General features: G+C 55.4%; 20 protein-coding genes. 19 read left to right on the top strand and 1 reads right to left on the bottom strand.

All coding sequences use genetic code 11. The features are described from left to right. Nucleotides 1-58: 58 nt before the first annotated feature. From VMN77_09510 to VMN77_09595, 18 genes are all read left to right on the top strand, one after another. Entirely contained in the window at nt 59-514 is a 456-nt protein-coding gene (locus VMN77_09510; protein HTN44015.1) for a hypothetical protein, read from the top strand. A 119-nt stretch (nt 515-633) separates the two neighbouring features. Next, nucleotides 634-900, top strand: a complete 267-nt coding sequence (locus VMN77_09515; GenBank protein ID HTN44016.1) for a MerR family transcriptional regulator — start codon at nt 634-636, stop codon at nt 898-900. A gap of 75 nt (nt 901-975) precedes the next feature. Next, nucleotides 976-1,905, top strand: a complete 930-nt coding sequence (locus VMN77_09520) for a diguanylate cyclase (protein HTN44017.1) — start codon at nt 976-978, stop codon at nt 1,903-1,905. Nucleotides 1,906-2,185: 280 nt separating this feature from the next. Beyond that, nucleotides 2,186-2,641 (top strand): chemotaxis protein CheW, encoded by a 456-nt coding sequence (locus VMN77_09525; GenBank protein HTN44018.1) that lies wholly within the window; start codon nt 2,186-2,188, stop codon nt 2,639-2,641. Nucleotides 2,642-2,739: 98 nt separating this feature from the next. After that, nucleotides 2,740-4,878, top strand: a complete 2,139-nt coding sequence (locus VMN77_09530; protein ID HTN44019.1) for a methyl-accepting chemotaxis protein — start codon at nt 2,740-2,742, stop codon at nt 4,876-4,878. After that, on the top strand, nt 4,879-5,364 hold the full coding sequence (locus VMN77_09535; GenBank protein HTN44020.1) for a chemotaxis protein CheW: 486 nt from the start codon (nt 4,879-4,881) through the stop codon (nt 5,362-5,364). Nucleotides 5,365-5,367: 3 nt separating this feature from the next. After that, on the top strand, nt 5,368-7,650 hold the full coding sequence (locus VMN77_09540; GenBank protein HTN44021.1) for a HAMP domain-containing methyl-accepting chemotaxis protein: 2,283 nt from the start codon (nt 5,368-5,370) through the stop codon (nt 7,648-7,650). A gap of 120 nt (nt 7,651-7,770) precedes the next feature. Next, nucleotides 7,771-8,829, top strand: coding sequence for a response regulator (locus VMN77_09545; protein HTN44022.1), 1,059 nt, complete (start codon nt 7,771-7,773; stop codon nt 8,827-8,829). 14 nt (nt 8,830-8,843) lie between these two features. Further along, entirely contained in the window at nt 8,844-10,853 is a 2,010-nt protein-coding gene (locus VMN77_09550) for a HEAT repeat domain-containing protein (protein ID HTN44023.1), read from the top strand. A gap of 20 nt (nt 10,854-10,873) precedes the next feature. Beyond that, nucleotides 10,874-11,740 (top strand): CheR family methyltransferase, encoded by an 867-nt coding sequence (locus tag VMN77_09555; GenBank protein HTN44024.1) that lies wholly within the window; start codon nt 10,874-10,876, stop codon nt 11,738-11,740. Nucleotides 11,741-11,753: 13 nt separating this feature from the next. Then, nucleotides 11,754-12,806, top strand: coding sequence for a chemotaxis response regulator protein-glutamate methylesterase (locus VMN77_09560; protein ID HTN44025.1), 1,053 nt, complete (start codon nt 11,754-11,756; stop codon nt 12,804-12,806). 66 nt (nt 12,807-12,872) lie between these two features. After that, a complete protein-coding gene (locus tag VMN77_09565; protein ID HTN44026.1) occupies nt 12,873-13,715 on the top strand; it encodes a GAF domain-containing protein in 843 nt (280 codons plus the stop codon). 16 nt (nt 13,716-13,731) lie between these two features. Next, nucleotides 13,732-14,112 carry a response regulator gene (locus VMN77_09570; GenBank protein ID HTN44027.1) on the top strand — a complete coding sequence of 127 codons (381 nt, stop codon included), beginning with the start codon at nt 13,732-13,734 and terminating at the stop codon, nt 14,110-14,112. Nucleotides 14,113-14,334: 222 nt separating this feature from the next. After that, the gene (purQ, locus tag VMN77_09575; GenBank protein ID HTN44028.1) at nt 14,335-15,036 is read left to right on the top strand and encodes a phosphoribosylformylglycinamidine synthase subunit PurQ; all 702 of its coding nucleotides are present in this window, start codon (nt 14,335-14,337) and stop codon (nt 15,034-15,036) included. Then, nucleotides 15,033-17,303: a phosphoribosylformylglycinamidine synthase subunit PurL gene (gene purL, locus VMN77_09580; GenBank protein ID HTN44029.1), complete on the top strand. Its 2,271-nt coding sequence runs from the start codon at nt 15,033-15,035 to the stop codon at nt 17,301-17,303. Before purQ ends, purL begins: the two co-directional genes overlap by 4 nt. Before the next feature lie 3 nt (nt 17,304-17,306). Next, on the top strand, nt 17,307-18,713 hold the full coding sequence (gene purF, locus VMN77_09585) for an amidophosphoribosyltransferase (protein HTN44030.1): 1,407 nt from the start codon (nt 17,307-17,309) through the stop codon (nt 18,711-18,713). 1,154 nt (nt 18,714-19,867) lie between these two features. Beyond that, a complete protein-coding gene (locus VMN77_09590) occupies nt 19,868-22,162 on the top strand; it encodes a hypothetical protein (GenBank protein HTN44031.1) in 2,295 nt (764 codons plus the stop codon). Between the two features lie 168 nt (nt 22,163-22,330). After that, the gene (locus tag VMN77_09595) at nt 22,331-22,633 is read left to right on the top strand and encodes a hypothetical protein (GenBank protein HTN44032.1); all 303 of its coding nucleotides are present in this window, start codon (nt 22,331-22,333) and stop codon (nt 22,631-22,633) included. Nucleotides 22,634-22,708: 75 nt separating this feature from the next. Here VMN77_09595 and VMN77_09600 read toward each other — a convergent pair whose 3' ends face one another. Beyond that, nucleotides 22,709-23,275: a YqhA family protein gene (locus VMN77_09600; GenBank protein HTN44033.1), complete on the bottom strand. Its 567-nt coding sequence runs from the start codon at nt 23,273-23,275 to the stop codon at nt 22,709-22,711. A gap of 502 nt (nt 23,276-23,777) precedes the next feature. Between VMN77_09600 and VMN77_09605 the strand changes: the two genes are divergently transcribed. Beyond that, on the top strand, nt 23,778-23,931 hold a 154-nt coding region (locus VMN77_09605), incomplete at its 3' end, for an endonuclease/exonuclease/phosphatase family protein (protein HTN44034.1).

Below are 23,931 nucleotides of genomic sequence, written 5' to 3' on the forward strand. Positions count from 1 at the left end.
ATTGGATAACGGAACGATAAACAACCGGGTAAATGTTAGAAAATCTGGTTCCAGCCTTATGGCCAAATGGGGGGGGGTGGCCCTACTGCTCGCCCTTTATGTCCTCGGCATGGTCGGGTCCGGTGCGGCGGCGGATCTCAAAGAGATCGCCGTGATTTCGGGCAAATCATTCCCTTCGGACGCCCTGACTCTCGAGGAGGTCAAGGAAATCTATCGGGGCGAAAGACAACTCATTCGAGGCGTCCGAATCAAGCCCATTGATCAGCGTGATACCCAACCCATCCGGGGTAATTTTTTAAACAAGGTCATGAATTTCTCGGGAGATGAGTACGTGACGTACTGGAATAATCGATTATTCCGGGAAGGCGGCATTCCGCCCATGCCAAAAAATAATTCCGCCGACGTGATCTCGGCCGTCCAAGACACGGACGGTGCGATTGGTTACGTCTGGTTGGATGAAACCACGGCCGCAAAAGCCGATCTTAAAATCCTTATCACCATTCCTGTTCGTTAGTCGTAGACCCCCATCGCATATCTTCTATCAGCATTACAATGTGTTAGGTGTTAATCGGCTCCAATCCCACAATTCTGTATGATGTGCTAAACTTTACAAGTGTGTGAGGAATTATGACGATGTCCAGACTTAATGCGGATGCCTTTGGTACCACCGATGTCTGCCGCCAGGTCGGTATATCCTCCAGACAGTTGGAATATTGGATCTTGATCGGCATCGTGGCTCCACGGTTGGAACAACACGGTTTAAAGTTTTTTAAACGATTCAATGCGCAGGACATCGAGATCCTGAAACAGGTCAAGCTGTTAACGGATGAAGGTTTCCTGGTCAGCCGCGCTTTGGAAAAAGTCAGGAAAGAATATCCGCATCTCTTTCAGGAAAGTTAGTGGGATCACATTTAGGGTCCAGTTTTCGTTGACCCGATCATCTTTGTCCGGTTAAAGGATTTCATCCCGATGGGAATGAATATTCTGATTGTGGACGATTCAAAGGAAACGCGTCGAGGGATCATCCGTACGCTCCTCAAGGACGAATCTTTCGAGACTTTTTTTGAGGCCGGAAACGGCCTGCAAGCCCTACGAGTCCTTTCGGATAAAAGGGTCGACCTCATTCTTACCGATATCATCATGCCCGAAATGGATGGATTTAAATTGGTCGAAACGGTCCGCAAGGACGAACGCTTACACGACATCCCGATCATTTTGCTCACCGTGCGTTCCGAATTGGAAGACCGGGTGAAGGGATTGGAATCGGGGGCATGGGATTTTCTGGTGAAACCGGTTCATCCCGTCGAATTGAACGTGCGCGTAGCCACCATGCTCCGATTGAAGGGGCTTCAGGACAAGTTGAAGACCCGGATATTACAGCTCGAGCGCCTCTCGATCGTCGATGAACTCACCGGCTTATACAATAAAAAATATATGATCGAGTTCTTGCGACGGGAAGAGAACCGGAGTAGACGATTCGGCTTCATGTTGTCCTGCATCATGATGGATGTGGATCACTTTAAGAAGATCAATGATACGCACGGACATCTTGGGGGGGACCGGGTATTAAAAGAATTAGGAATGTTGCTTGGAGAAATGATACGCCGTTACGATTTCGCGGCCCGCTACGGAGGCGATGAATTCACTCTCGTGCTCCCCCAGCAAAAAGATCCGCAGGGCGCGCTGGAACTGGCTGGCCGGATCCGTCAGGCCATCGAATTTCATTCCTTTTGCCCGTCGGCCACCCACCGGCCGATTCGCGTTACCGTAAGCATGGGTTTGGCTACGGTCATGCCCGGCGATGACACCGAAACCGAAGGAATTTTGGAACAAGCCGATAAGGCTCTGTACAAGGCCAAGGCCGATGGGCGTAATCGAATCATTTCCCTGGGAATCAACGATTAACATGAGAAAATACGCCACCCGGTCAAAAGGAACCAAGCCGAGGCGGAAGGCCGATAAGCCCGGACGCCGCCCAGATCTTCCGCTCGCAACATTGGAGGGGGGTTCTCGAATTTCGGCCGATGAGGCGGATCGCGCTTCTATGAACCCCGACCGGACGACGGTTTTGCCAAAGGAAGTACCCGTGGCTGGAACCTCACAAGAAACGGTCGCTGGGCCGTCGGAAACGATTCCGTCAGAGCCCCCGGTCTCTCCCACGGGGGAGGAGAATGGCCGGGGGACTATGGAGGCGTCGGGGAACCCGACGGACAAAGGGGAAGGGGTCCTGGAATTGTTGGCGTTCCAACTGGCCGATGAAGAGTATGCCATCGATATTCTCACGATAAAGGAGATCATCCGGTCGTTGGATATCACCCATGTTCCAAGGAGACCGTCCTTTATCAAGGGGATCATTTCCCTCCGGGGAACCATTATACCGATTTACGATTTACGGACCCGTCTTGGATTGACGGAATCCCCACCGACTCGGAATACACGTGTCCTTGTCGTAGAAATGAGAAAAGGCCTGATCGGCATCATCGCGGATCGGGTGACCGAAGTCGTGAAGGTAAAGGGGCAGAATATCGAACCGCCTCCGGCAACGGTCGACGGGACGACCGCCGGACACCTGAAGGGGGTGACCCTGGTCAACGGACGACTCATCATCCTGCTGGATCTGATCAAAGCGGTGACGCTGTAAAACGGCTTGCGTATTTTCGAGAATGCAGTCTTTCAAGGAGAAACAGGAGGTCACGGCGGTGACGCGCGCTTCAATAAGCAGAACGGCTGGAGGGAACGATGGGACAGATGTCGAAAATGAAGGCCGGGAAATACAGCCTGCGCTTTAAATTCATAGCGTTAATCAGTTTGCTCCTCATAGTATCCGGAGCCAGTCTTGGATTATTTTTCATCAATCGGACCAAGACTTCTCTCGAAGACGAACTGAAACGCCGCGGGATCGATCTGGCCAAAAATCTCGCTTACAACAGCACATACGGGGTTTCGATCGAGGATACCACCATTTTGGAAAGATTCGTGAAGGGAATCGAATCCGGATCCGATGTGAGCTATGTGATGATCCTTAATTCCAAAGGGAAAATTTTGGCTCACACCGTTTCCAGCCAAGTCGGCCAAGTGTTGACCGATGAAATTTCCAAAAAGGCCTTGGAGACGAGGGAACCCCTTGTTCAAGATACCTACGCGGAAAACAAAGAGGAAACCTACGATGCCGCGGCTCCGATCGTCATCAATCAAGACCAAGGGGGAGAATCCGGAAAAAGCAGTACGGCTTCGGGGGAACTTATCGGGGTTGTGCGCGTAGGTCTCTCGGTCGGATGGTTGCATGAAAGAATCACATCCCTTTTAACGGTGGGTGTTCTCATAACGGTCCTGGTGGTCGCCCTGGGGATCACGGTATCGGCGTTCTTTATTCGATGGATCATCAAACCGATCGAGCAGATGGCCACGGCCGCCGTCAAGATCGCGGACGGCGACTTCACGGAAACGATTCATGTCGACTCGCAGGACGAGGTGGGGGTTTTGGGAGAAACGTTCGACAGAATGTCCGGGAATCTCAGTCAGATGATCAAGCAAATCAAGGAAGTCGCGTACAATGTGGCCCAGATTTCCGGACAGATTAAGGGCAGCAGCAAACAGATGCATGAAGGGTCCCAAACACAGGCGAGTTCCTCCGAAAACGCGGCCGCCTCTATCGAGGAAATGAACGCTTCCATCAAGCAGATTGCCGAAAGTGTCGATATTCTGTCTTCCTCTGCCGAAGAGACGTCCTCCTCCATCCTGGAAATGAGTTCCTCGGTCGGCGAAGTGGCGAACAATGCCGGAGGACTGGCCGCCGCCGTCGATGACACGTCGTCGTCCATCATTGAAATGTCCGCGTCGCTCAAACAGGTGGCGGATAACGTGGCCATTCTTTCGTCCGCGGCGGAGGAAACGGCGTCCACCATTAATCAAATCAACGGTTCGCTGCGGGAGGTCGAAAACCACGCCAAGGAATCCGCCACCTTTTCGGAACAGGTTAGAAAGGACGCGCAGGAACTTGGAGTACGGTCCATTGAGAAAACCATCACCAGCATGAACAAAATACAAGAGACGGTCGTTAAATCGGCCGATGTCATCAACCGTTTGGGTGAGCGTTCGGAACAAATCGGCCGCATCCTGACCGTGATCGACGAGGTCACAAAACAGACGAATCTATTGGCGCTCAACGCCGCGATCCTGGCGGCCCAGGCCGGCGAGCAGGGGAAAGGATTCGCCGTCGTAGCCGATGAGATTAAAAACCTGGCGGACCGGACCGGCACCTCCACCAAAGAAATCGCGCAATTGATCTCCAACGTTCAGGTTGAGGCCAAGGACGCCGTCGACTCCGTCCGGGAAGGCGCCAAGAACGTCGAGGAAGGGGTCAGCCTCTCCCTGGAAGCCGGCGAGGCCCTCAAGAAAATCCTCGAAATCGCCACCAAGTCGACCGGCATGGCCCGTGAGATCGAGCGCGCGACCATGGAACAGACACGAGGGGTTCGGCAGGTCACGGAATCCATTCAGCGGATCAACACCATGGTGCAACAGATTTCCAAAGCCACGCAAGAACAGAGTCGGGGCAGCCAGCAAATCATGCAGGCGTCTGAGAAAATGAGGGACATGACCCGTCAGGTGAAAATGTCCACGGAAGAACAGGCCAAGGGAAGCCGTCAGATCACGGAGGCCGTGGAAAACGTCACGGAACGCGTTCAACAGATCGCCCGGGCCATCAACGAGCAGAAGCGGGGCAGCGATGTGATCATGCGATCGGTCGAAGACGGCCGGAACCTATCGAGGCAGAGTCTCACCGTGGTCATGGAAATGAATAAACTCGTTGAGGAACTGGCCCTACAGGCGGAGCACCTTAACCAATCCATCGGACGATTTAAGGTTAAATCCTAAATGGCATCGATGCCGCAGGCGGACAGCAAGGACAAAACGATCGAACTTCGGGTCGTCACTTTTCAGATCGATGACCGAGAGTACGCCGTCGACATCTCAAAGATTATCGAAATTATTTATTATAGACCGGCCACGCCATTGCCCCAAACACCCGGATTTATCGAAGGGGTGGTCGACCTGCGCGGAACGGTCATTCCGGTGCTGGACCTCAAAAAACGACTCCGTTTGCCGTCGAAAGACACCGTGCGGCGGAATCATATCTTGATTGTCCGTTTCAAAAATAAAATGATCGGCATCGTGGTCGATGAGGTCAAACAGGTTGTAAAAATCGACGAGCGGCAGATTCAATCATCTCAAAATATCATGGACGGGGGCGGTTCAAAATACCTCCAGGGAGTCTGTAAAATTAACGACCGGCTGGTCTTCCTCTTATCCTTGGACTCCCTGATGACGGATGATGAACACGCGCAACTCAATGAGATTTGACGGATGAAATCCATATACCATTTTATCAACCGCCGACTCGAATTCAAAATCCTGGCCTTGATTCTTTTTATCCTTGTGATCAGTTTTTCCGGGATTTTTTTCATCATCTCATCGAAGGAAAGACAGAGCTTTGTTGAAGATGAGCGGTTAAAGTCCAAACTGGTGGCCGACACCATTCATGAAGCCCTGGACCGCGACATGATGGCCTTTCGGGCGGATATCGTCCGCTTTCTCATGGAGGACATGAAGAAACTTGAGGGAATAAAACGCATACAGATCGTACGCGGAGACGCCCCGTATGTCGGGGAAGGTCGCGGCCGGGATGAAGGCTTCATGGACTTCAAAACCTTGAATGACGTGAAACAACGAGTCACAACCCTTTATAGACCGGAATGGGAGCGGGATCACGCGGACCTTAAAAGCAACGTGGCCTCCGGAACCGATCGGAAAGCGTTCAAAGAGTACTTTAGTAAAATTGTACAATCTCTCAATAATACAAACCTAACAACGAAAGAGGAAGAGGCGCTTAAACGAGGGATGCTGGATACGACCTACTTTGAGGAGATCGACGGGGTACCGGTCATGACCTATCTTAGGCCGCTTCCCAACTTCCCGAAATGCGCCTTGTGCCATGGAACCGGATACTCCATCCGCGGCATTTTGATGATTTCCACCTCGATGGAAGGGGTGAACGCGGCTTTAAAACAGAGTCAGCGTAATTTGTCCCTCGCATTCGTCGGAACCGTTCTCGTTCTGGTTTACCTGCTCCGTTCGATGATCAAACGAATCGTTTTGGCCCCCGTGAATACCGTGGGCGGACGGGTGAAGGAGATCGCCGAAGGCGGAGGGGATCTCACGGCGCGGATCGAAGTCAATTATCAGGATGAAATCGGAGGCATGGCCCGGTGGTTCAATCGATTTGTTGAAAAACTTCACCACATCATGGCACAGGTTTCCCGGATCGCCAAACAGGTGAAGACCGTTTCCCAGCAGGTTTTCACCGGCACCCGTCAGATGACCGAGGGGGGGGAAGTCCAAATCCGCGCCATTGAAAGCACCGGTGTGGCCGTGGAAGCCGTGAACGTTTCCATCAATAAGGTCGCGACGAATGCCGCATCCCTGTCCGCCCTCGCGGAGGAGAGCGCCGTGGCCATCTTGCAAATGTCCTCCTCCATCGACGAAATCGCTCGGAGTGCGGCGGTATTATCCTCCACGGTTGAAGACACGACGGCCTCCATCCTGGAGATGTCCTCGTCTTCCAAACAGATTGACGAAAATGTATCCAGCCTGAACGCGGCGGCCGAGGAAACCGCCTCCTCCATGGTTCAGATGGACTCCTCGATTAAGCAGATCCGCTCGAACGTCATGGACACGGTCCAGATATCCAAGGAAGTGACGGAGGACGCCGAACGGGGCCGCCGGGCGACGGAGTTGACGATCCAGGGGATCCATAAGATCCAGGTATCTTCTCAACAGGTCAACGACGTGATTGTGAACCTGAAGGCCCGGACCGAGAGCATTGGAAAAATCCTGAACGTCATCGGGGAAGTGGCCGAGCAGACGAACCTTTTGGCGCTCAATGCCGCGATCATCGCGGCCCAAGCGGGCGAGCACGGAAAAAGTTTTTCCGTCGTGGCTCAGGAAATCAAGGAGCTGGCGGATCGGACGGCCACTTCGACGAAAGAAATCCATGATATTATTCGCTCCCTTCAGGATGAAAGCAAGAACGCCGTGCTGGCGATCAATCACCGGACCAAGAGCGTCGAGGAAGGGGTGCACCTGGCCGGAGAGGCCGGAGAGGCGCTGAACAAAATTCTGTCCAGTTCTCAACAATCGACCCGGCGAATACAAGAAATCGCCAAGGCCACCGATGAACAAACCAACGGGGTCAAACGGGTTTGGGATTCCATGCATCACATTACCGAGATGGTCCAACAAATTGTCCATGCCACTCATGAACAATTCAAAGGGTCGGAGCTGATGATCGGCGCCATCGAAAAAATGAAGGATATCGCGGCGAAGGTGAAACACGCCACCCAAGAACAATCCATCGGCAACAGGCAAATCAATGAATTAGTCGAGCGGGTGGCCAACCAGGTCAAGGAAATCGCGCAGGCCACCGGGCAACAAGTCAATGAGAGCGCCAAGATATTGAAAGCGTTGGGTGTGATTAAACCGGTCGTCGAACAAAATATGGCGGCGATCGGCAATGTGGGAAAGGCGATTGAAGAGCTGTTGAAACAGAGCACGCAACTGTCCGGCGAGGTTGAAAAGTTTAAGCTGTGATATCCATTGTGCCAGACGTCCGTGAGCGAGCAACGCTGGCGGTGGCCGACGGGTCGTTGAGTTCCTTCTAAGACGGATCGAATTACTAAATCCGTCCACGTCATTTTATGGAGATTTGAAATGGCAGCCCTCTGTCCGAAATGTCATCATTCCATTCAGCTTGAACAGATCCCGTTGAAGAAAGACATCCAAATGATCTGCGACTCTTGTCAGGCCGTCCTGACGGTCTCTCTGGGGGTCACGCTCGTCTCCGATTCGGGTCGGATTTCGGACGGTCCGCATTCAACGCCGTCGACTTCGATTCACAAGGATAAGGTATTGGCGATCGTAGAAGGAGAGGCCAGCAACGAGATGATCGGCGAAGTATTGACGACGGCCGGGTTTCAATTGGTGATCGGCCATGGAGGTCAGGACATTATGGCCTTGTTGGAACGGGAGCGACCCGCCGTGGTCCTGGTGGATGTCGGACTCCCCAACATTCTCGGCTTCGAGATCGCCACCCTGATCAAAAAGAGGAACGACCTGAAAGATATCCGGGTCATCCTGCTGGCCGCGATACACGACAAAACCCGATATAGACGGGAGCCGGAATCGTTGTATGGCGCCGACGACTATATCGAGCGACACCATATTCAAGACGAGCTCCTGCCCAAGATTCAACGCCTCTTGGGCGTCAATGATACAACGGGCCGGACCGGCGGACCCGGACCCGCGGCGATCGAGTCGCCGGTTCAATCTTCGCCTTCCGCTTCCGGGCGGTCCGCTCCAGGGAACCCTTCTCCAAAAATCGCCGCCGCGCAACGGCCCCCGTCCATTGAACAGGTTTTGGATGACATGTTGGAGGAAGGGCGCAAGGCCGTGCCCGGTCCATCGCCGGCGCCGGATTTGAATAAAACTCAGGCGATGCCTCGGACGGTTGGAAATCAGGCCGCTCACGACGCCGCGAAGCGACTGGCGCGAATCATTATATCGGATATTGCGCTTTACAATCAGCGGGCGATCGAGGACGGCATCCGAAACGGCACGGTTTACGAACTGCTGCGGGATGAAATCGAAGAGGGGAAAAAACTCTATGAAAGCCGGGTCCCGGCCGAGATTTCCTCCTCGACGGATTATTATCGGGAGGCCATCGACGAATTCATCCGGAAAAGAAAAATCGACCTGCTAAAACGAACCTAACCCCGAGGCACGTTGTGGAGAAAGAGATCCAGCAAAGTCTCAAAGAGCTGCAGGACAAAAATCCGGAAGTCCGTCTCCATGCGATTGAAAAACTAGCCCGGTCCAAGGATCCGAAGTATTCGACCTACCTGATCGACATGATGGGGGACCCGGAGTGGCGGGTTCGGAAAACGGCTGTCGTGGCGGTTTCCGGTTTGGAGCCGAACGAGGCCTTGGTGGAGCAATTGATCCAGGTGCTCTACCAAGAGGGCAATGTCGGGAAACGGAACGCGGCCGAAGAAGCCTTGAATCACATCGGTCCGATCACCCTTTCCCCGCTGTTGACGCATGTGCGAAAGGCCAATAAGGACGTGAAAAAGATGATCATCGAAATTCTGGGCGAGACCGCCAATGCCGGATCCGTTCCGGACCTGTTGAGGTTGTTGGAAGACCCCGATGAAAATGTGCGGCTGGCCGCCATCGAGTCGTTGGGCCGATTCAAGGAGACTCGTGCCGTGGAGGCCTTGATCCCCTTGTTACAGACCGAAAACACGCTGGTCTCCTTCACGACGGCGAAGGCGCTGGAGCGCCTGGGCGATGAACGGGCGGTAGATCCCTTGATCCGTATCTCCGGACGCAAAGGGGTGGAACGGGCCGCCCTGGAGGCGCTCGGGACGTTTGCGAACCCCGCCGTGCTGGACCCGATCGTGAACGGCCTGAGGGAGGGTGCCGCGCGGGTCAAAGAGTCCGCGCTCAAAGCGCTGGTGGATCACTTCGAGCGGGCGCCGGCCGAGCGACGGGCCGGGATCATCGAACGTCTGCGTCCGGACTACGACCCGAAAACGGCCTTATTCCTGTCCGGGACTTTAGACCATTCGGATGAAAAGACTCGGCGTGCGGCCGTGATCGTGTTGGGCTGGATGGAGGATTCAACGGCGGCGGCGCAGATCGTGAAAATGATCGACGGCCCTTTGCGTGCGGAAGCCCTGGAAGCCCTGGACCGGATGAAACAAAGCATAGGCGATGTATTGCTTCAGGCCTTGGTCACGGCCAACGAGGTGACCCGCGAAGGGATCGCCCGATTGCTTGGAGACAGGGGCAACCGACGATCCGTGAATGCGCTGATCCGACTGCTGAGCGATCCGAATGGACATGTTCGACAAACGGCGGCTCAAAGTCTGGGCCGGATTCAGGATGGGTCGGCGGCAAAAGCCCTCATGGATCTCCTGGAAGACGAATACGTGAGCGTTCAGGAATCCGCGATACAGGCCCTGAGTCTGTTCAAGGGCGGGGACATCCTCTCCCGGTTGATGGATTTGCTCAACAGTAAAAAGGCGTCGCTTCGATGCAACGCGATCAAAGTGCTCGGCCGGATGAAAGCGGCGGAGGCCCTTCCCAAAATCTCCTTCTGTCTTAAAGATGAAGACCCGGTCGTCCGCCGATTCGCCGTGGAGGCCTTGGACGAATTCCGGAGTTCGGCCGCGGTATCCCATCTCGTGCTCGCGCTGGCGGATGAGGATTCCACGGTGCGGTTGGCCGCGTTGTCCGCCGTGGCCCACCACCGGGAAATCGACTTCCTAAGGCATATTGATCCCCTGCTGACCGATGAAAGCATTTGGGTGCGGGTGGCCCTGGCCAGGGCCTTGGGGGATAGGAAAGATGAAGCGGTCCGGACGCTGCTGCTCGGGATGTTGAAGGATCGGGTGGGGGCGGTCCAGATTGCCGCGATGGAAGCGATGGGCCGATTCCGGGATCGGCGGTTTAACGAGCCGATTTTTGAATTGACGACGAGCCCGGATCCGGATGTGGTGAAATCGGCCATTGCCGTCCTGGGAGAGATCGGGGATCCAACCATCGCACCGCGAATTCGGGTCTTTTTGAATCATGCCAACTGGGGAATCCGGGCGGCGGCCGCCCAATCGCTCGGTCGGCTCGGCGATTCAACGGCCCGAACGTTCCTTGAGAACCTGGCGACGCATGATCCGGATCCCTTGGTTCAACATACCGCACAATTGGCCTTGGCTCAATTTACGACAAAACCCTAACCCTTGATCCCGATGACGCGATGATGCTTGAAAACAAAAGCTTAGAACTGCCGGACGATGTCTTTCACCTTTTTAGAGACCTGATGTATGAACAAAGCGGGGTGGTGCTCGATGAGAGGGCGAAATACTTCGTGGAAAACCGTCTGATGCACAGCGTTCAACAACTGCATCTCGACAGCTTCCGGGATTATTATTTTTATCTCAAGTATGACCGCAAGAAGAACGAAGAGCTGGCCAATGTCATCGATCTGCTGACCATCCACGAGACCTACTTTTTCCGAGAGGATCAGCAGCTTAAATCCTTTTCGGAGGAAATCCTTCCGGAGTTGATCGCCAAAAAAGGAAAGTCCAGATCGCTCCGAATCTGGAGCGCCGGATGCTCCACCGGCGAAGAGCCCTACACTGTATCGATGTTGCTCCTGGAAAAAGAAGAGTTGAAGGATTGGACGATCGAGATCTTTGCCACGGATATCAGCCAGCGGGTGCTCCAATCGGCCCGGCGCGGCCTTTATCAACCCACCGCGTTCCGGTCGACGGATCCGAAGTATGTCTCGAAGTATTTCACAAAGGAAGAGAGCGCCTTTCGTATCACGGACGCCGTAAAGAGAAATGTGATTTTTCTGCATCTCAACCTGATGGATACGAACAAAATCGCGTTCATCAATCCCATGGATATTATCTTTTGCCGCAACGTGATCATTTATTTTGATCTGGTGTCCAAACGAAAGGTGATCAATCTGTTTCACGCGAAATTAAAGGACAACGGATATTTGCTCCTGGGCCATTCGGAATCGTTGATCAACATTTCCACGGCGTTTGCGCTTCGGCATTTAAAGCACGACATGGTCTATCAGAAACTCGAACGAACCTCGGGGACCTCCGGATAAAAGGCGAAGACGAATGAATCGAATAAAAGTGTTGATCGTCGATGACTCGGCGTTTTACCGGCAGACCCTGACGGGAATTTTGAAGAGTTCCCCTCGTTTGGACGTCATCGGCACGGTACCGAACGGAAGCGAGGCCATCCGGTTCGTCAGCCGGGTCAAGCCGGATGTCATCACGTTGGATCTGGAGATGCCGACCATGGACGGCTTCACCTTTCTGCGTTGGCTCATGACCAATATGCCCATCCCGGTCGTGGTGATCAGCTCCCGCTCGGAAAGCAACAACGTATTCAAGGCGCTGGAATGGGGGGCCGTCGATTTTATCGGCAAACCGACCCAGCGCGCGTCTCTGGAGATCATGAACCTTCGGGGGGAACTTGTCTCAAAGGTCGAGACGGCCGCGACCGTTTCATCCGACAAACTTGGACGGAAACACAAAAAGGCCGCGGTAGAGGCCGCCGTGCCTGCGATTCCGGCAGGCGGCCGGGACACGGGGAGGGTGCAGGTGGTGGCCATCGGAGCCTCCACCGGAGGTCCGCCGGCCATTCAATCCATCATCACAAAACTGCCGAAAAATTTTCCGGCCGCGGTGATCGTGGCCCAGCATATGCCTCCCGGGTTCACCCTCTACTTTGCTGAACGCTTGGCCAAGTTCGCCCTTCTTCCCGTCAAAGAAGCCGCGGTCTCGGACCGGCTGGAACCCGGAAGGGTATACATATCCCCGGGGGGCTCCCATATGGAACTTCATCCCACCCCGAACGGCGTGCAGATCGGCTTGAAATCCAGGTCCGATACCGATAAATATGCACCCTCGGTGGACCAGATGATGATCGCGGCCGCGGAGATCTACGGCGACAAGATTTTGGGTGTTCTTCTGACGGGTATGGGATCGGACGGCAAACTGGGGATGAAGCGGATCAAGGAAGCGGGCGGGGCGACGATCGCGGAGGCCGAGGAGACCTGCGTGGTTTTCGGAATGCCGAAGGAGGCCATCAGGCTGGGGGTGGTCGACAAGGTTCTTCCCTTGGACCAAATCCCAATTGAGATCGCGCGGCTCTGTCTGTCATGAAAAAATGCACCCTCTTGTTCCGGTATAAAAAACATGATAGTATTAAAAACCTAAAAAGAGGCACCCATGGAAAAACCGGAGTCGGGACCGGAATTATTTAAGAAATCAAAGGAATTCCTGGAAATATTCCGGAAAGGGGAAGAGTTCACCCAGGACCTTCTCAAGGAAAACGAACGCCTCCGGTACAAAATCGTTCAACTGGAGGAAGAGGCCAAAACACTCAAGAAGGGGATGGAGGGCGAGGGTCATCTCAACGAGCTTCAAGAGACCCTCAAACAACTCAAGGAAGAGAAACAGGCGCTTTTGGATCGTTTTAAGGAAGTGGAAGCCGAGAATAAGGATTTCGCGGAAAAATATGTCGAGGTCGAGGAAGAAAACAACAATCTGGCGAACCTCTATGTGGCCAGCTATCAGCTGCACTCCACGCTCGATTTCAATGAAGTGCTCCGGATCCTTCAGGAGATCGTAATCAACCTGGTCGGAGCCGACCGCTTCGCGATCTTGGTTCTCGATGAAGTGATGAACGAACTGACTGCGGTCGTGGCCGAAAGCGTGGATGAAAAACGCTTTCGAAAAATCAAGGTTGGAGATGGGGTAATCGGCGACGTCGCAAAGACGGGGGAGAGTTATTTCCAGCCCGACGTAGAGGGATTCAAGCCCGCTCACGACCTGGATCCGATCGTCTGCATCCCGCTGAAGATCAAAGATCGGATTATCGGCATTCTGGCCATTTTTTCATTGCTCGAGCAGAAAAGTAAAAAACTTAACCGGGTCGACTACGAACTGTTTTCCATGCTCGCCGGACACGCGGCCACGGCGATCTTCAGTTCCAAGCTTTACTCGGTATCGGAACGGAAGCTCTCGACGATCCAGGGCTTCATCGACCTTCTAAGCGGCAAAGGCAAATAAAGACGGAGAGCGCGGAATGGCCGACTATAATTTCCTGGTGGTTGAAGATTCCCCCACGATGCGCCAGTTGATCTCGTTCAGCTTGAAGCGACTCCGCGGCGCCCGAATCGTGGAGGCCGGAAACGGCGTGGAAGCCCTCAAGAAGCTTTCGGAAAACAAATTCAGCCTGATCGTGGCCGATATCAACATGCCCCTCATGGACGGGCTAAAACTGCTCAGCATCGTGCGAAAAGACCCCAATCACCAACAGACCCCGGTGATCATCGTCAGCACGGAAGGCACCGAAGCGGATAAAGAAAAAGGAATGAACCTCGGCGCCAATGCGTATCTTCCAAAACCCATCCAGACTAATGAACTGCTCAAAACCGTAAAGGAATTGTTGAAAATCGGGGATTAAGCACCCCGCGCGCCGCGCGAGCGAGAGGGGAAGACTTGATCCGCCTTGGCCAATGAAAGCGAGGTTCGGGCTTGGCCCGTCCGAGCGCGGGGTGTGGGAGCATCGGGGGGTTCGGGGCGCGAGGAGTGAGGAGCGCCGAGGGACGGACGCCGCCGGGTGGGTGAGGCGTCCGGATTCCCCAGTTTCCGGCATGAGCCCCCATCAATAGGTTCTGGAGCGATCATGCGGTTTGGAATTTTGGTCTTTCCGGGTTCGAACTGCGACCATGACTGCTATCATGTCCTCAAGCACCTCCTCGGCCAAACGGCCGATTTCATCTGGCACAAAGAAACATCCCTCAATGCCTATGACGCCCTCGTGATCCCGGGGGGGTTTTCCTATGGCGACTATCTTCGTACGGGGGCGATCGCCCAATATTCCCCCGTGATGAAAAGCGTGCGGGATTTCGCCCGGGCCGGGAGTCCGGTCCTGGGAATCTGCAACGGGTTCCAGATCCTTTTGGAGGCCGGACTGCTGCCCGGGGCCATGCTTCGAAACCGTTCGCTGAAATTTATCTGCAAAGACGTCTTCGTTCGCCTCGAAAACGCCCAAACCCCGTTCACGGGATCAATCGCGCCCGGCCGGGTGCTCCGGCTCCCGATCGCTCATGCCGAGGGCAATTACTATGCCGACCCGGAAACCCACCGGGCCCTGGTCGAACATCGCCAGATTGTGTTTCGTTACTGCTCGGCCGACGGACGGATCACCGATGAGGCCAATCCCAACGGTTCGCTGGACGGAATCGCCGGCATCTGCAACCGGGCCGGCAACGTCCTGGGGATGATGCCGCATCCGGAGCGGTGCTCCGAGGGCCTCGACGGCAACACCGATGGAAAATCCATATTCCAATCCATTCTGGAATACCACACTGTGGGGCGCCCATGAGCGGTCGGGTCATTCCTCCGGAGGGGGTGGAACAGCATGGTTTGACCCGGGAGGAGTATCAAAAAATCCTTTCTCTGTTGGGCCGGGAACCTAATCGGCTTGAGTTGGGTCTGTTCTCGGTCATGTGGAGCGAGCACTGCAGCTATAAGAGTTCGAAGGTCCATCTGAAAAAGCTTCCCACAACCGGGACGCGCGTCGTACAGGGTCCCGGTGAAAACGCGGGCGCCGTGGACATCGGCGACGGCCTCGTCGCCGTATTCAAGATCGAAAGTCACAACCATCCCTCGTACATCGAACCCTACCAGGGCGCCGCGACCGGCGTCGGCGGGATACTGCGGGACATCTTCACCATGGGAGCGCGGCCGGTTGCGCTTTTAAATTCCCTTCGATTGGGGCCTCTGGAAAGCCCGAAAAACCGTTACCTTCTTGAGGGCGTGGTTTCCGGAATCGCCGGCTACGGAAACTGCATGGGAATTCCCACCGTCGGGGGCGAGATCTACTTCAATGAGATCTATAATCAGAATCCGCTCGTCAATGTTTTCTGCCTGGGCATCGCCCACAAGGATCGGATCTTCCGGGCGTCGGCCCGGGGCGTCGGAAACACGGTAATCTATATCGGCTCCAAAACCGGTCGCGACGGAATCCACGGGGCGACTATGGCCTCGGAAAGCTTCGATGAATCAATCGAAGACCGGCGCCCGACGGTCCAGGTCGGCGATCCGTTCACCGAGAAATTGTTGCTGGAAGCCTGTCTGGAGATCATGAAGGGGGAGCTGATCGTCGGGATCCAGGACATGGGCGCGGCCGGACTCACCAGTTCATCGGTCGAAATGGCCAGCAGAGGGGGAACGGGCATCGAGCTGGAACTGTCCCGCGTCCCGCGGCGCGAGGAGGGAATGACTCCTTATGAGGTCATGCTTTCTGAATCCCAGGAACGGATGCTCCTGGTCGCCAAGCCCGGACTCGAAAAGGAAATCCTCAGCATCTGCGAGAGGTGGGACCTGGACGCGGCCGCCATCGGACGTGTGACGGACACACGGCGGCTGGTCATCAAGGAAGAAGGGCGAACCGTCGCCGATATCCCGATCCGCGCCCTTACCGACGACGCTCCCGTCTATGAACGGCCGATGCAGATCCCGCCGTATCTCGACGCCCTCCAGGGCATCAACCTGGAGCTGCTTCCACAGCCCTCGGATTTCGGCGCCGTGCTTATGAAATTGCTGCAATCGCCGACGATCGCGAACAAACGGTGGGTCTACCGTCAGTACGACCACATGGTTCGCACCAACACGGTAATTCGGCCGGGTTTTGAAGCGGCCGTCGTCCGGATCAAGGGAACCCGGAAGGCGCTGGCCTTGACCGTGGACGGCAACAGCCGCTACGGCGTCCTCAATCCATATCGGGGAGGGGTTATCGCGGTCTGCGAGGCGGCCCGGAACATCGTCTGCGCTGGCGGCCGCCCGATCGGGCTGACCGATTGCCTAAATTTCGCGAACCCCGAACGGCCGGAGGTGATGTGGCAGTTCGCGTTGTCGGTGGAAGGCATCGCGGATGCCTGTCGGGAACTGGAAATTCCGGTGGTGAGCGGTAACGTGAGCTTCTACAACGAGACCAACGGCCTGGGAATCTATCCCACGCCGATTGTCGGCGTGGTGGGATTGATCGAAGAGGTCGAGCGGACGGTCCGGCCGGGATTCCGGGACGAAGGCGACCGGGTGGTCCTCCTGGGGCAGACCAAGGAAGAGCTCGGCGGCACGGAATACCTCAGCCGGATTCATTCCCGCGAGGGAGGTCTCCCGCCGTTGTTGGACCTGTCCGCCGAGAAGGCGGTACAAAAATGTTGTTTAGACGGGATCGAGGCTGGTATAATCAAATCAGCCCATGACTGCTCCGAAGGCGGGCTGGCAATTGCGCTGGCCGAGGCGGTCATGATGTCGGAAACGGCGTCTGAAAGGGCCTCCGGATCATCGTGGGGGGCGACGGTGGTTCTTCCGGATCTTCCGATCCGCCGGGACGCCCATCTCTTCGGAGAATCCCAGTCCAGAATCATCGTCACCGTGGCCGAAGACCGCCTTCCGGAACTCGAGCAGCGCTGCGCGGAGCACGGGGTGTCCATGGCCGTGATCGGGCGGGTTGAGGGACAACGCCTGACAATCCGCGCGGAGGGAGACAGCCGCCCTTTGATCGACCTCCCGCTCGAAGAAATGCGAACGGCCTGGGAAGGGACAATCGAGTCGTATTTCCAGGAAGGGCAGACGGAACGCTGATTTATGTTCGATAAATTTCACGAAGAATGCGGAGTCTTCGGAATCGCCGGTTCGAAGGACGCGGCGAATATGACCTATCTCGGCCTGTATGCCCTGCAGCATCGCGGCCAGGAAGCGACCGGGATCGTATCCTCCGACGGCAAGGCCTTCTACCAGGAAAAGGGAATCGGCCTGGTCTCGGATCTTTTCAACAAGGAACGGCTGGACCGCCTGAAGGGTTCCATGGCCATCGGCCACAACCGGTACTCCACGGCGGGGGAAAACAGCCTGAAAAACGTCCAGCCGATCATGGTCAATTTCGCGCTCGGGACGCTGGCCCTCGCCCACAACGGCAACCTGACGAACGCCGCCTTCCTGAGGGACGAGCTCGAGGCCTACGGCGCGATCTTTCAGTCCACCTCCGACAGCGAAGTGATCATCCATCTCATCGCACAGTCCAAGGAGAAGGACCTGATGGGCCGGCTGACCGAGGCGCTCCTCCGCGTGAAGGGAGCCTTCTCGCTGGTGATCCTAACGGACCACGGGCTGATCGGGGCGCGGGATCCCTACGGTCTGCGTCCGCTTTCGCTCGGCCGGGTGAAGGACGCCTGGGTACTGGCCTCCGAGACCTGCGCGTTCGACCTGATCGATGCCGAGTTTCTCCGCGACATCGAACCGGGCGAGCTGGTCCTGATCAATGAAAACGGGATCACCTCTTACAAACCCTTTCCGAAAACCGAGCCGGCCCACTGCGTGTTCGAATATGTTTATTTCTCGCGCCCGGACAGCCGGGTATTCGATCACCCTGTTTACGAGATACGGAAAAATTTGGGACGGCATCTGGCCCGGGAGACGGCGGTTCCGGCCGATATTGTAATCCCGGTCCCGGATTCGGGCGTCCCGGCCGCGCTGGGCTACGCCGAGGCCGGGAATCTCCGATACGAAAACGGATTGATCCGAAACCACTACGTCGGCCGGACCTTCATCGAGCCGGAGCAGGCGATCCGTCACTTCGGTGTCAAAATCAAGCTGAACGCCGTTCAGGACGTCTTAAAGGGAAAGCGCGTCGTGGTCGTGGACGATTCGATCGTCCGGGGAACGACCAGCCGGAAGATCATCAAAATGATCCGTCAGGCGGGCGCGCGCGAGGTCCATCTGCGGATCAGCTCGCCGCCGATCATTTCGCCTTGCTACTACGGTATCGACACGCCGACCCGCTCGGAGCTGATCGCCTACAGCCATAGCATCGAGGAGATCCGGGCCTACATCACGGCCGACAGCCTGGCCTATCTCAGCCTGGAGGGGATGCTGGATGCCGTGCCGCACAAGACCAACCGCTACTGCACCGCCTGCTTCAGCGGAAAATATCCGATTCCCTTCACCCAGGAAGAAACGGTTCAGATCGGACTGTTCGATCCCAAGGCCCAATAAGTATTCCCGCGGTCTCCCCTCCGGTTCAAGGACCTCAAAACACCACTTTTGGGTAGTTGACATTAATCATCGGGATATGTTTATACTCCAGTCGATTTTCAAATATAGACACACTCGAAGAACACTTAAATAAGAAATCGATACCTTTATCACGGGAAATAGGGCCTCCCGTGATTGGCCGGGGTCGATATCGTCCCGGTTTCTTATTAGGATATTGTCCATGCCCCCTACATGGCGGTTAAGTATAACGGGAAAACCTAGCGAGCCTTCTTCCGTGCCGAGCCCCGGAAGAAGGCTTTTGTGCTTTAAGTGATGCTTTCAAAAAGAGTATACAGATTGGCGATATACCCTAAAAAACCTACTTTTGTGTAGTTGACAAATGGTCAAAAAAAGCACATACAGATAGCCGTTGCCCGAATTTTGAGCTAAAATCTATACCGCTGAGGCAAGTTCTTATAATGTCAGGACGTTATTGAAAAGGAGGGTGGCCGGCGATTAAATAAAGGTTTTACTTGAATCGGATTCAATAGCCCAGCCGGGGGGCCGGGGCTCATGAATGGGCAAATCCCGTTCTGTTGTGACTGGCGATAAGATAACGGGCAAGCCTATCGGAAGCCTTCCTTCGTGCTGACGCGCGTGGGAAGGCTTGTGCATTTTTTGGACCTTAATTAATTATTGCTGAACTTAATTACGGAGCTACGATTTTTCATTACGAATCCAGAAGAATGCTTTTCAAACAACAGCGGGGGGGTGCCATGTTCAGAAAATCACTAAAATTATGTAAGCCGTTCGGATTTCTGTTGATCTTGGCTGCCTATATGCCAGCCGTCCCCGCTCTGGCTGCTTCCATCAATTTTACGGACCCGCTCTTCAGTGATTGCGACTCTCAAACTTCTTGCGAGAAAACGGTGGGCGACGTCAAGATTAGGATTGAAGGTTGGAAGGATGCCGACCCCAAAGATGGGATATTAAATCCGTTGGTCGATACTCCGGCGCCCCTGTATTGGAAATCGGTAGATGATAATGGATATCACGATGGATTCGGTGTCAAAACCGGCGAAATCGATGAGATTGAAAGACCCGAGTTCCTGGTCGTGAGATTCCTGAACGCCGACGACCCGGGAGGACCTGGGAATTGGCATTATATAAAGCACATGCTTAGCGAGCTCAATATCACAAACCTCTTTAATGAAAATGGATATCTGGAAAGAGGCGCTTACAAGTTTACCGTAAATGAGGTCGATGGGGACTGGGTCGCCTTCCTGGCCGATGCCGGTCAAGTTCCAGGCTCGACGAACGGCGTGCTTGCCCTTCCTGTCCCGACGCCGCCTCATAGTGACGAATATGCGGATTACATCACATTTACCGCACCGGAACCCGGATACACAATTCCCAACGGACAAAATTTTGAGTTCTCCTTGGCGGGCTTGAATGCCGAGGCCCTCTATACCTTGAGCGTCTCTAGGTTTGGCACAGGGAGCGGTACCGTCACAAGCAGTCCTCCGGGAATTAACTGTGGATTAGTTTGCACCAAGACTTATGATAACGGGACGGTTGTTGCACTGACGGCGACACCTGACGCGGGGTCCACCTTTTCGGGCTGGACGGGAGACTGTGACGGATCAGGTCATGTGACCATCAATTCTGATAAGAGCTGCACGGCGACCTTTACCCTCAACACCTACACCCTGACGATCAATGCCGCGGGAACCGGATCGGGGACGACGACGGGCGCGGGGACCTATAACTCCGGCCAGACCGCGACGGTTTCAGCAACCGCCAACACCGGCTCTACGTTTACCGGATGGACCGGTCCGAACGCTGCGGAATGCGGCAGCGGTTCCGTTTTGATGAACGCCGACAAGAGCTGCACCGCCAACTTCACCCTCAATACTTACACGCTCGCGCTGACCACGGCGGGCACCGGCTCCGGCACCGTCAACGGCGCGGGGACGTACAACTATAATCAAACCGCCACCGTCTCGGCTTCCGCCAACACCGGCTCCACGTTTACCGGATGGACCGGTCCGAACGCTGCGGAATGCGGCAGCGGCTCCGTTTTGATGAACGCCGACAAGAGCTGCACCGCAAATTTCACTATCGATACATTCACGTTGACCATAACAACGACAGGATCCGGCTCCGGTACCGTGAATGGGACCGGCACCTACAATTACGGCCAGATCGCTACTGTCTCGGCCATCGCCGATATCGGCTCGTACTTTATCGGTTGGACCGGTCCCGATGCGGTGGAATGCGGCACCGGCTCGGTTTTGATGAACGGGAACAAGAGCTGCACCGCCAAGTTTGACCTTCCGGGGCCGCCTTCCGATGCCATCGCGGACCTGGTTCTCTGCCAGACAAACTTTACGAGCAAAAATCCCGACGCCGGGCTTTCCTCCACCAACGCGGTCGGCTGCAATCTTCCCTTTGCCGTGGCGATCGATCGAAGCGTGTTTCCGAACCATGTCTATATCTCCGACTTCAGCAACAACCGGGTGCTGGGCTGGGCCAATGAGTCCGCCCTGACCAGCGGCGCCCCCGCCGAAATCGTGTTCGGACAGCCGGACTTCACCTCCAACTCCTGCAACCAGGCCGGTCCGCCCACCGCATCGACGCTGTGCGGTCCTAGGGGAATTGCGGTGGACAGCGCCGGGAACCTGTATGTCGTGGATCAGAGCAACGGACGGGTCGCAATCTACTTTACGCCGTTCACCACCGACACGGTCGCGGATCAAGTGATCGGGCAGCCCAATTTGACCTCCGGCGGCTGCAGCAATCCAAGCTCATCGGTCGCGAGCGCCACCAGCCTCTGCGTTCCCACCGGGATCGCGCTGGATGCGTCGGACAATGTGTTCGTGGCCGATTTTGGAAACAACCGGGTGGCGGAGTACAATACCCCATTGACCACGGATGCGGTGGCCGATCTGGTCATCGGGCAGGCGAATTTCACCACCCTGGCGGCCGGGACCGGCGCCGCCGGCCTGAAGCAGCCGTACGCCGTGACGTTGGATGCGAACGGCAATCTTTACGTGGCCGATTTCGGAAACAATCGTGTCCTGGAATATAATGCGTCCCTGGGCACCGGGATGGCGGCCAACCGGGTCTTTGGCCAGGCCAATTTCACCGCGACGGCCGGAAACCGGGGAAGCATCACGCCTTCGGCCATCACGCTTTATAATCCGATGGGCTTGGTGGTGGATGGCAACGGAAACTTGTACGTCGTCGATCGCTCAAACAACCGGGTGCTCGAATACAACACCCCCCTGACGACCGACGCCACGGCGGATCGGGTCTTCGGCCAGACGGGATTCACCACGAGCCAATGCAACAAGGGGGGTCTCGGCGCCGGCACCTTCTGCCTCCCGAGCAGTGTGGCGATCGATACATTGGGTGACGTCTGGGTGGTCGATTACGGCAACAACCGTGCATTTGAGTTTGCCCATTAAAATTGCAGCCATCGGGCTGCTCCTTCAAGCGGTTTCCCGGCCTTGAATAACCGCTTCGGATAGGGAAGTTTGTATTACGCCGTAGTCCGTTCGGATGACGGAAAGGAGAGAGATACAATGGATAGGATCTTAAGATTACACTCGGCACCTTTGGCAATCGGTCTTTTTGTGCTTATGATCTGCAGCCTGGGACCCTCGACGGCGCGGGCCTACGCACCGATCGACGATCTCGTGGCCTCGGTCAATCAGCTTTTGCAATCTAATCAGATCTTCAATGAAGCGGTAGCAAGCGATCTGATTGATACGCTTCAAACTGCGGGAACGATGGCCGATCAAGGAAATAATGCCACCGCCCGCCAGCTTCTTACGGCTTTCGCCCAGGAGGTCAGCAGCCTGAGCGGGGATATGCTGGCTCCGGCGGCCGCCAGCCAGTTGACGAACCAAGCCGCGCAAGCGCAGTCAGGACTGTAGGGAGGAATAATTTTAGTCGAATGAAATAAACAGGGGCGGATCCCCATCGTGGGATCCGCCCCTGTATTTCGATCTCTATTTCTTCTCCGATTCCGCGTCAGATCGGTTGCTCAGATAGAGCGCCAGCGCCACCATGAGAATACCCCCTCCGAGAAAGAAGAAGCCCGTGGTGTCTTGGAGTGTCGCGTGCGTCGCGTGATCGAGGAATAGGACGACCAGGATCAGCATAACCACCTTGACCATGCGGTCTTTCAGATCGTCCAAGGTCCGGATCACCAGGATGTTTGAGCTGCGGGGGGTTAATGCGTCCGAAGGACCCAGCTTGCTGATGAACAGCTCGTACAAGCCCCACGCGAGGATGAAGAGGAGCATGGACAGCAGGAAATCGGTGACGCCGCCGATGGCTTGGGCCACCAGCGTGGCGTGGAAGTCGGTATCCGTCCCCAGAAAGGATCCTCCCGAAAACAACTGGTGCAGCCAGCCATAGGCCAGGTTGAAGACATTCCCCGCAGCCATGAACGACGTGAGCATGGCGGTGACAAGGCTGGCGACGACAGCCAAAACGATGATTAGGCGGCTCTGCCAGACCACGCCCTCGAAAACGTGCTTCAGTCCCAGTGTACTCGATTTTCCGTTAGCCATAACGACCTCCTTTCGCAGGTATTATCGCTTATTCCACCTCATAGTATACATCGGACGGGGGTCGTTTTTATTGGGTTAACATAATGAAAACCCAGCGGTTTTTTTGGCCATCTCCAGTGCGTCCTTTCGGCGATTGTAGCGTTCCTTTCATCACGCCGTCGATTACGACGGAAGACACATGCATCACACATTTTCGAACCTCGCTTGACGCACATTTTCAAACTCGTTATACTCGATCTCGGTTTCGTCGCCCGCGCCGGGGGCACAATGATTTTTGTGAACGAGGTCTACCGATTTTCCGTCGCACCGCTACCGGAGGGCCGCCCGCCGTGAAGTTGAGAACTCCATTTCAGAACCCGTCCCAGCCTTTATCCTGGAAGCCAAATTTTGGATTATATTCGATCTGTATCATTATATATAGATATATGGGTTTTAGGAGGAAATCCTGGCTAGGATCCGTCCGGAGCTTTATGAAACCAAAGAGGGAATGGGGGTCTGATCGATGCGTGTTGTTTCCTGGAATGTGAACGGCATTCGTGCAGCCATGAAAAAGGATTTTCCGGCTTCCATCGAGGCCATGAACGCGGACATGTTCTGCCTTCAGGAAACCAAAGCTCAGGACAAACAGGTCCTTGAGGCCTTATCGGGCATCGATG

The sequence above is a fragment of the Nitrospiria bacterium genome (assembly GCA_035498035.1).
In the GTDB taxonomy this organism is placed as follows: Bacteria; Nitrospirota; Nitrospiria; order JACQBZ01; family JACQBZ01; genus JACQBZ01.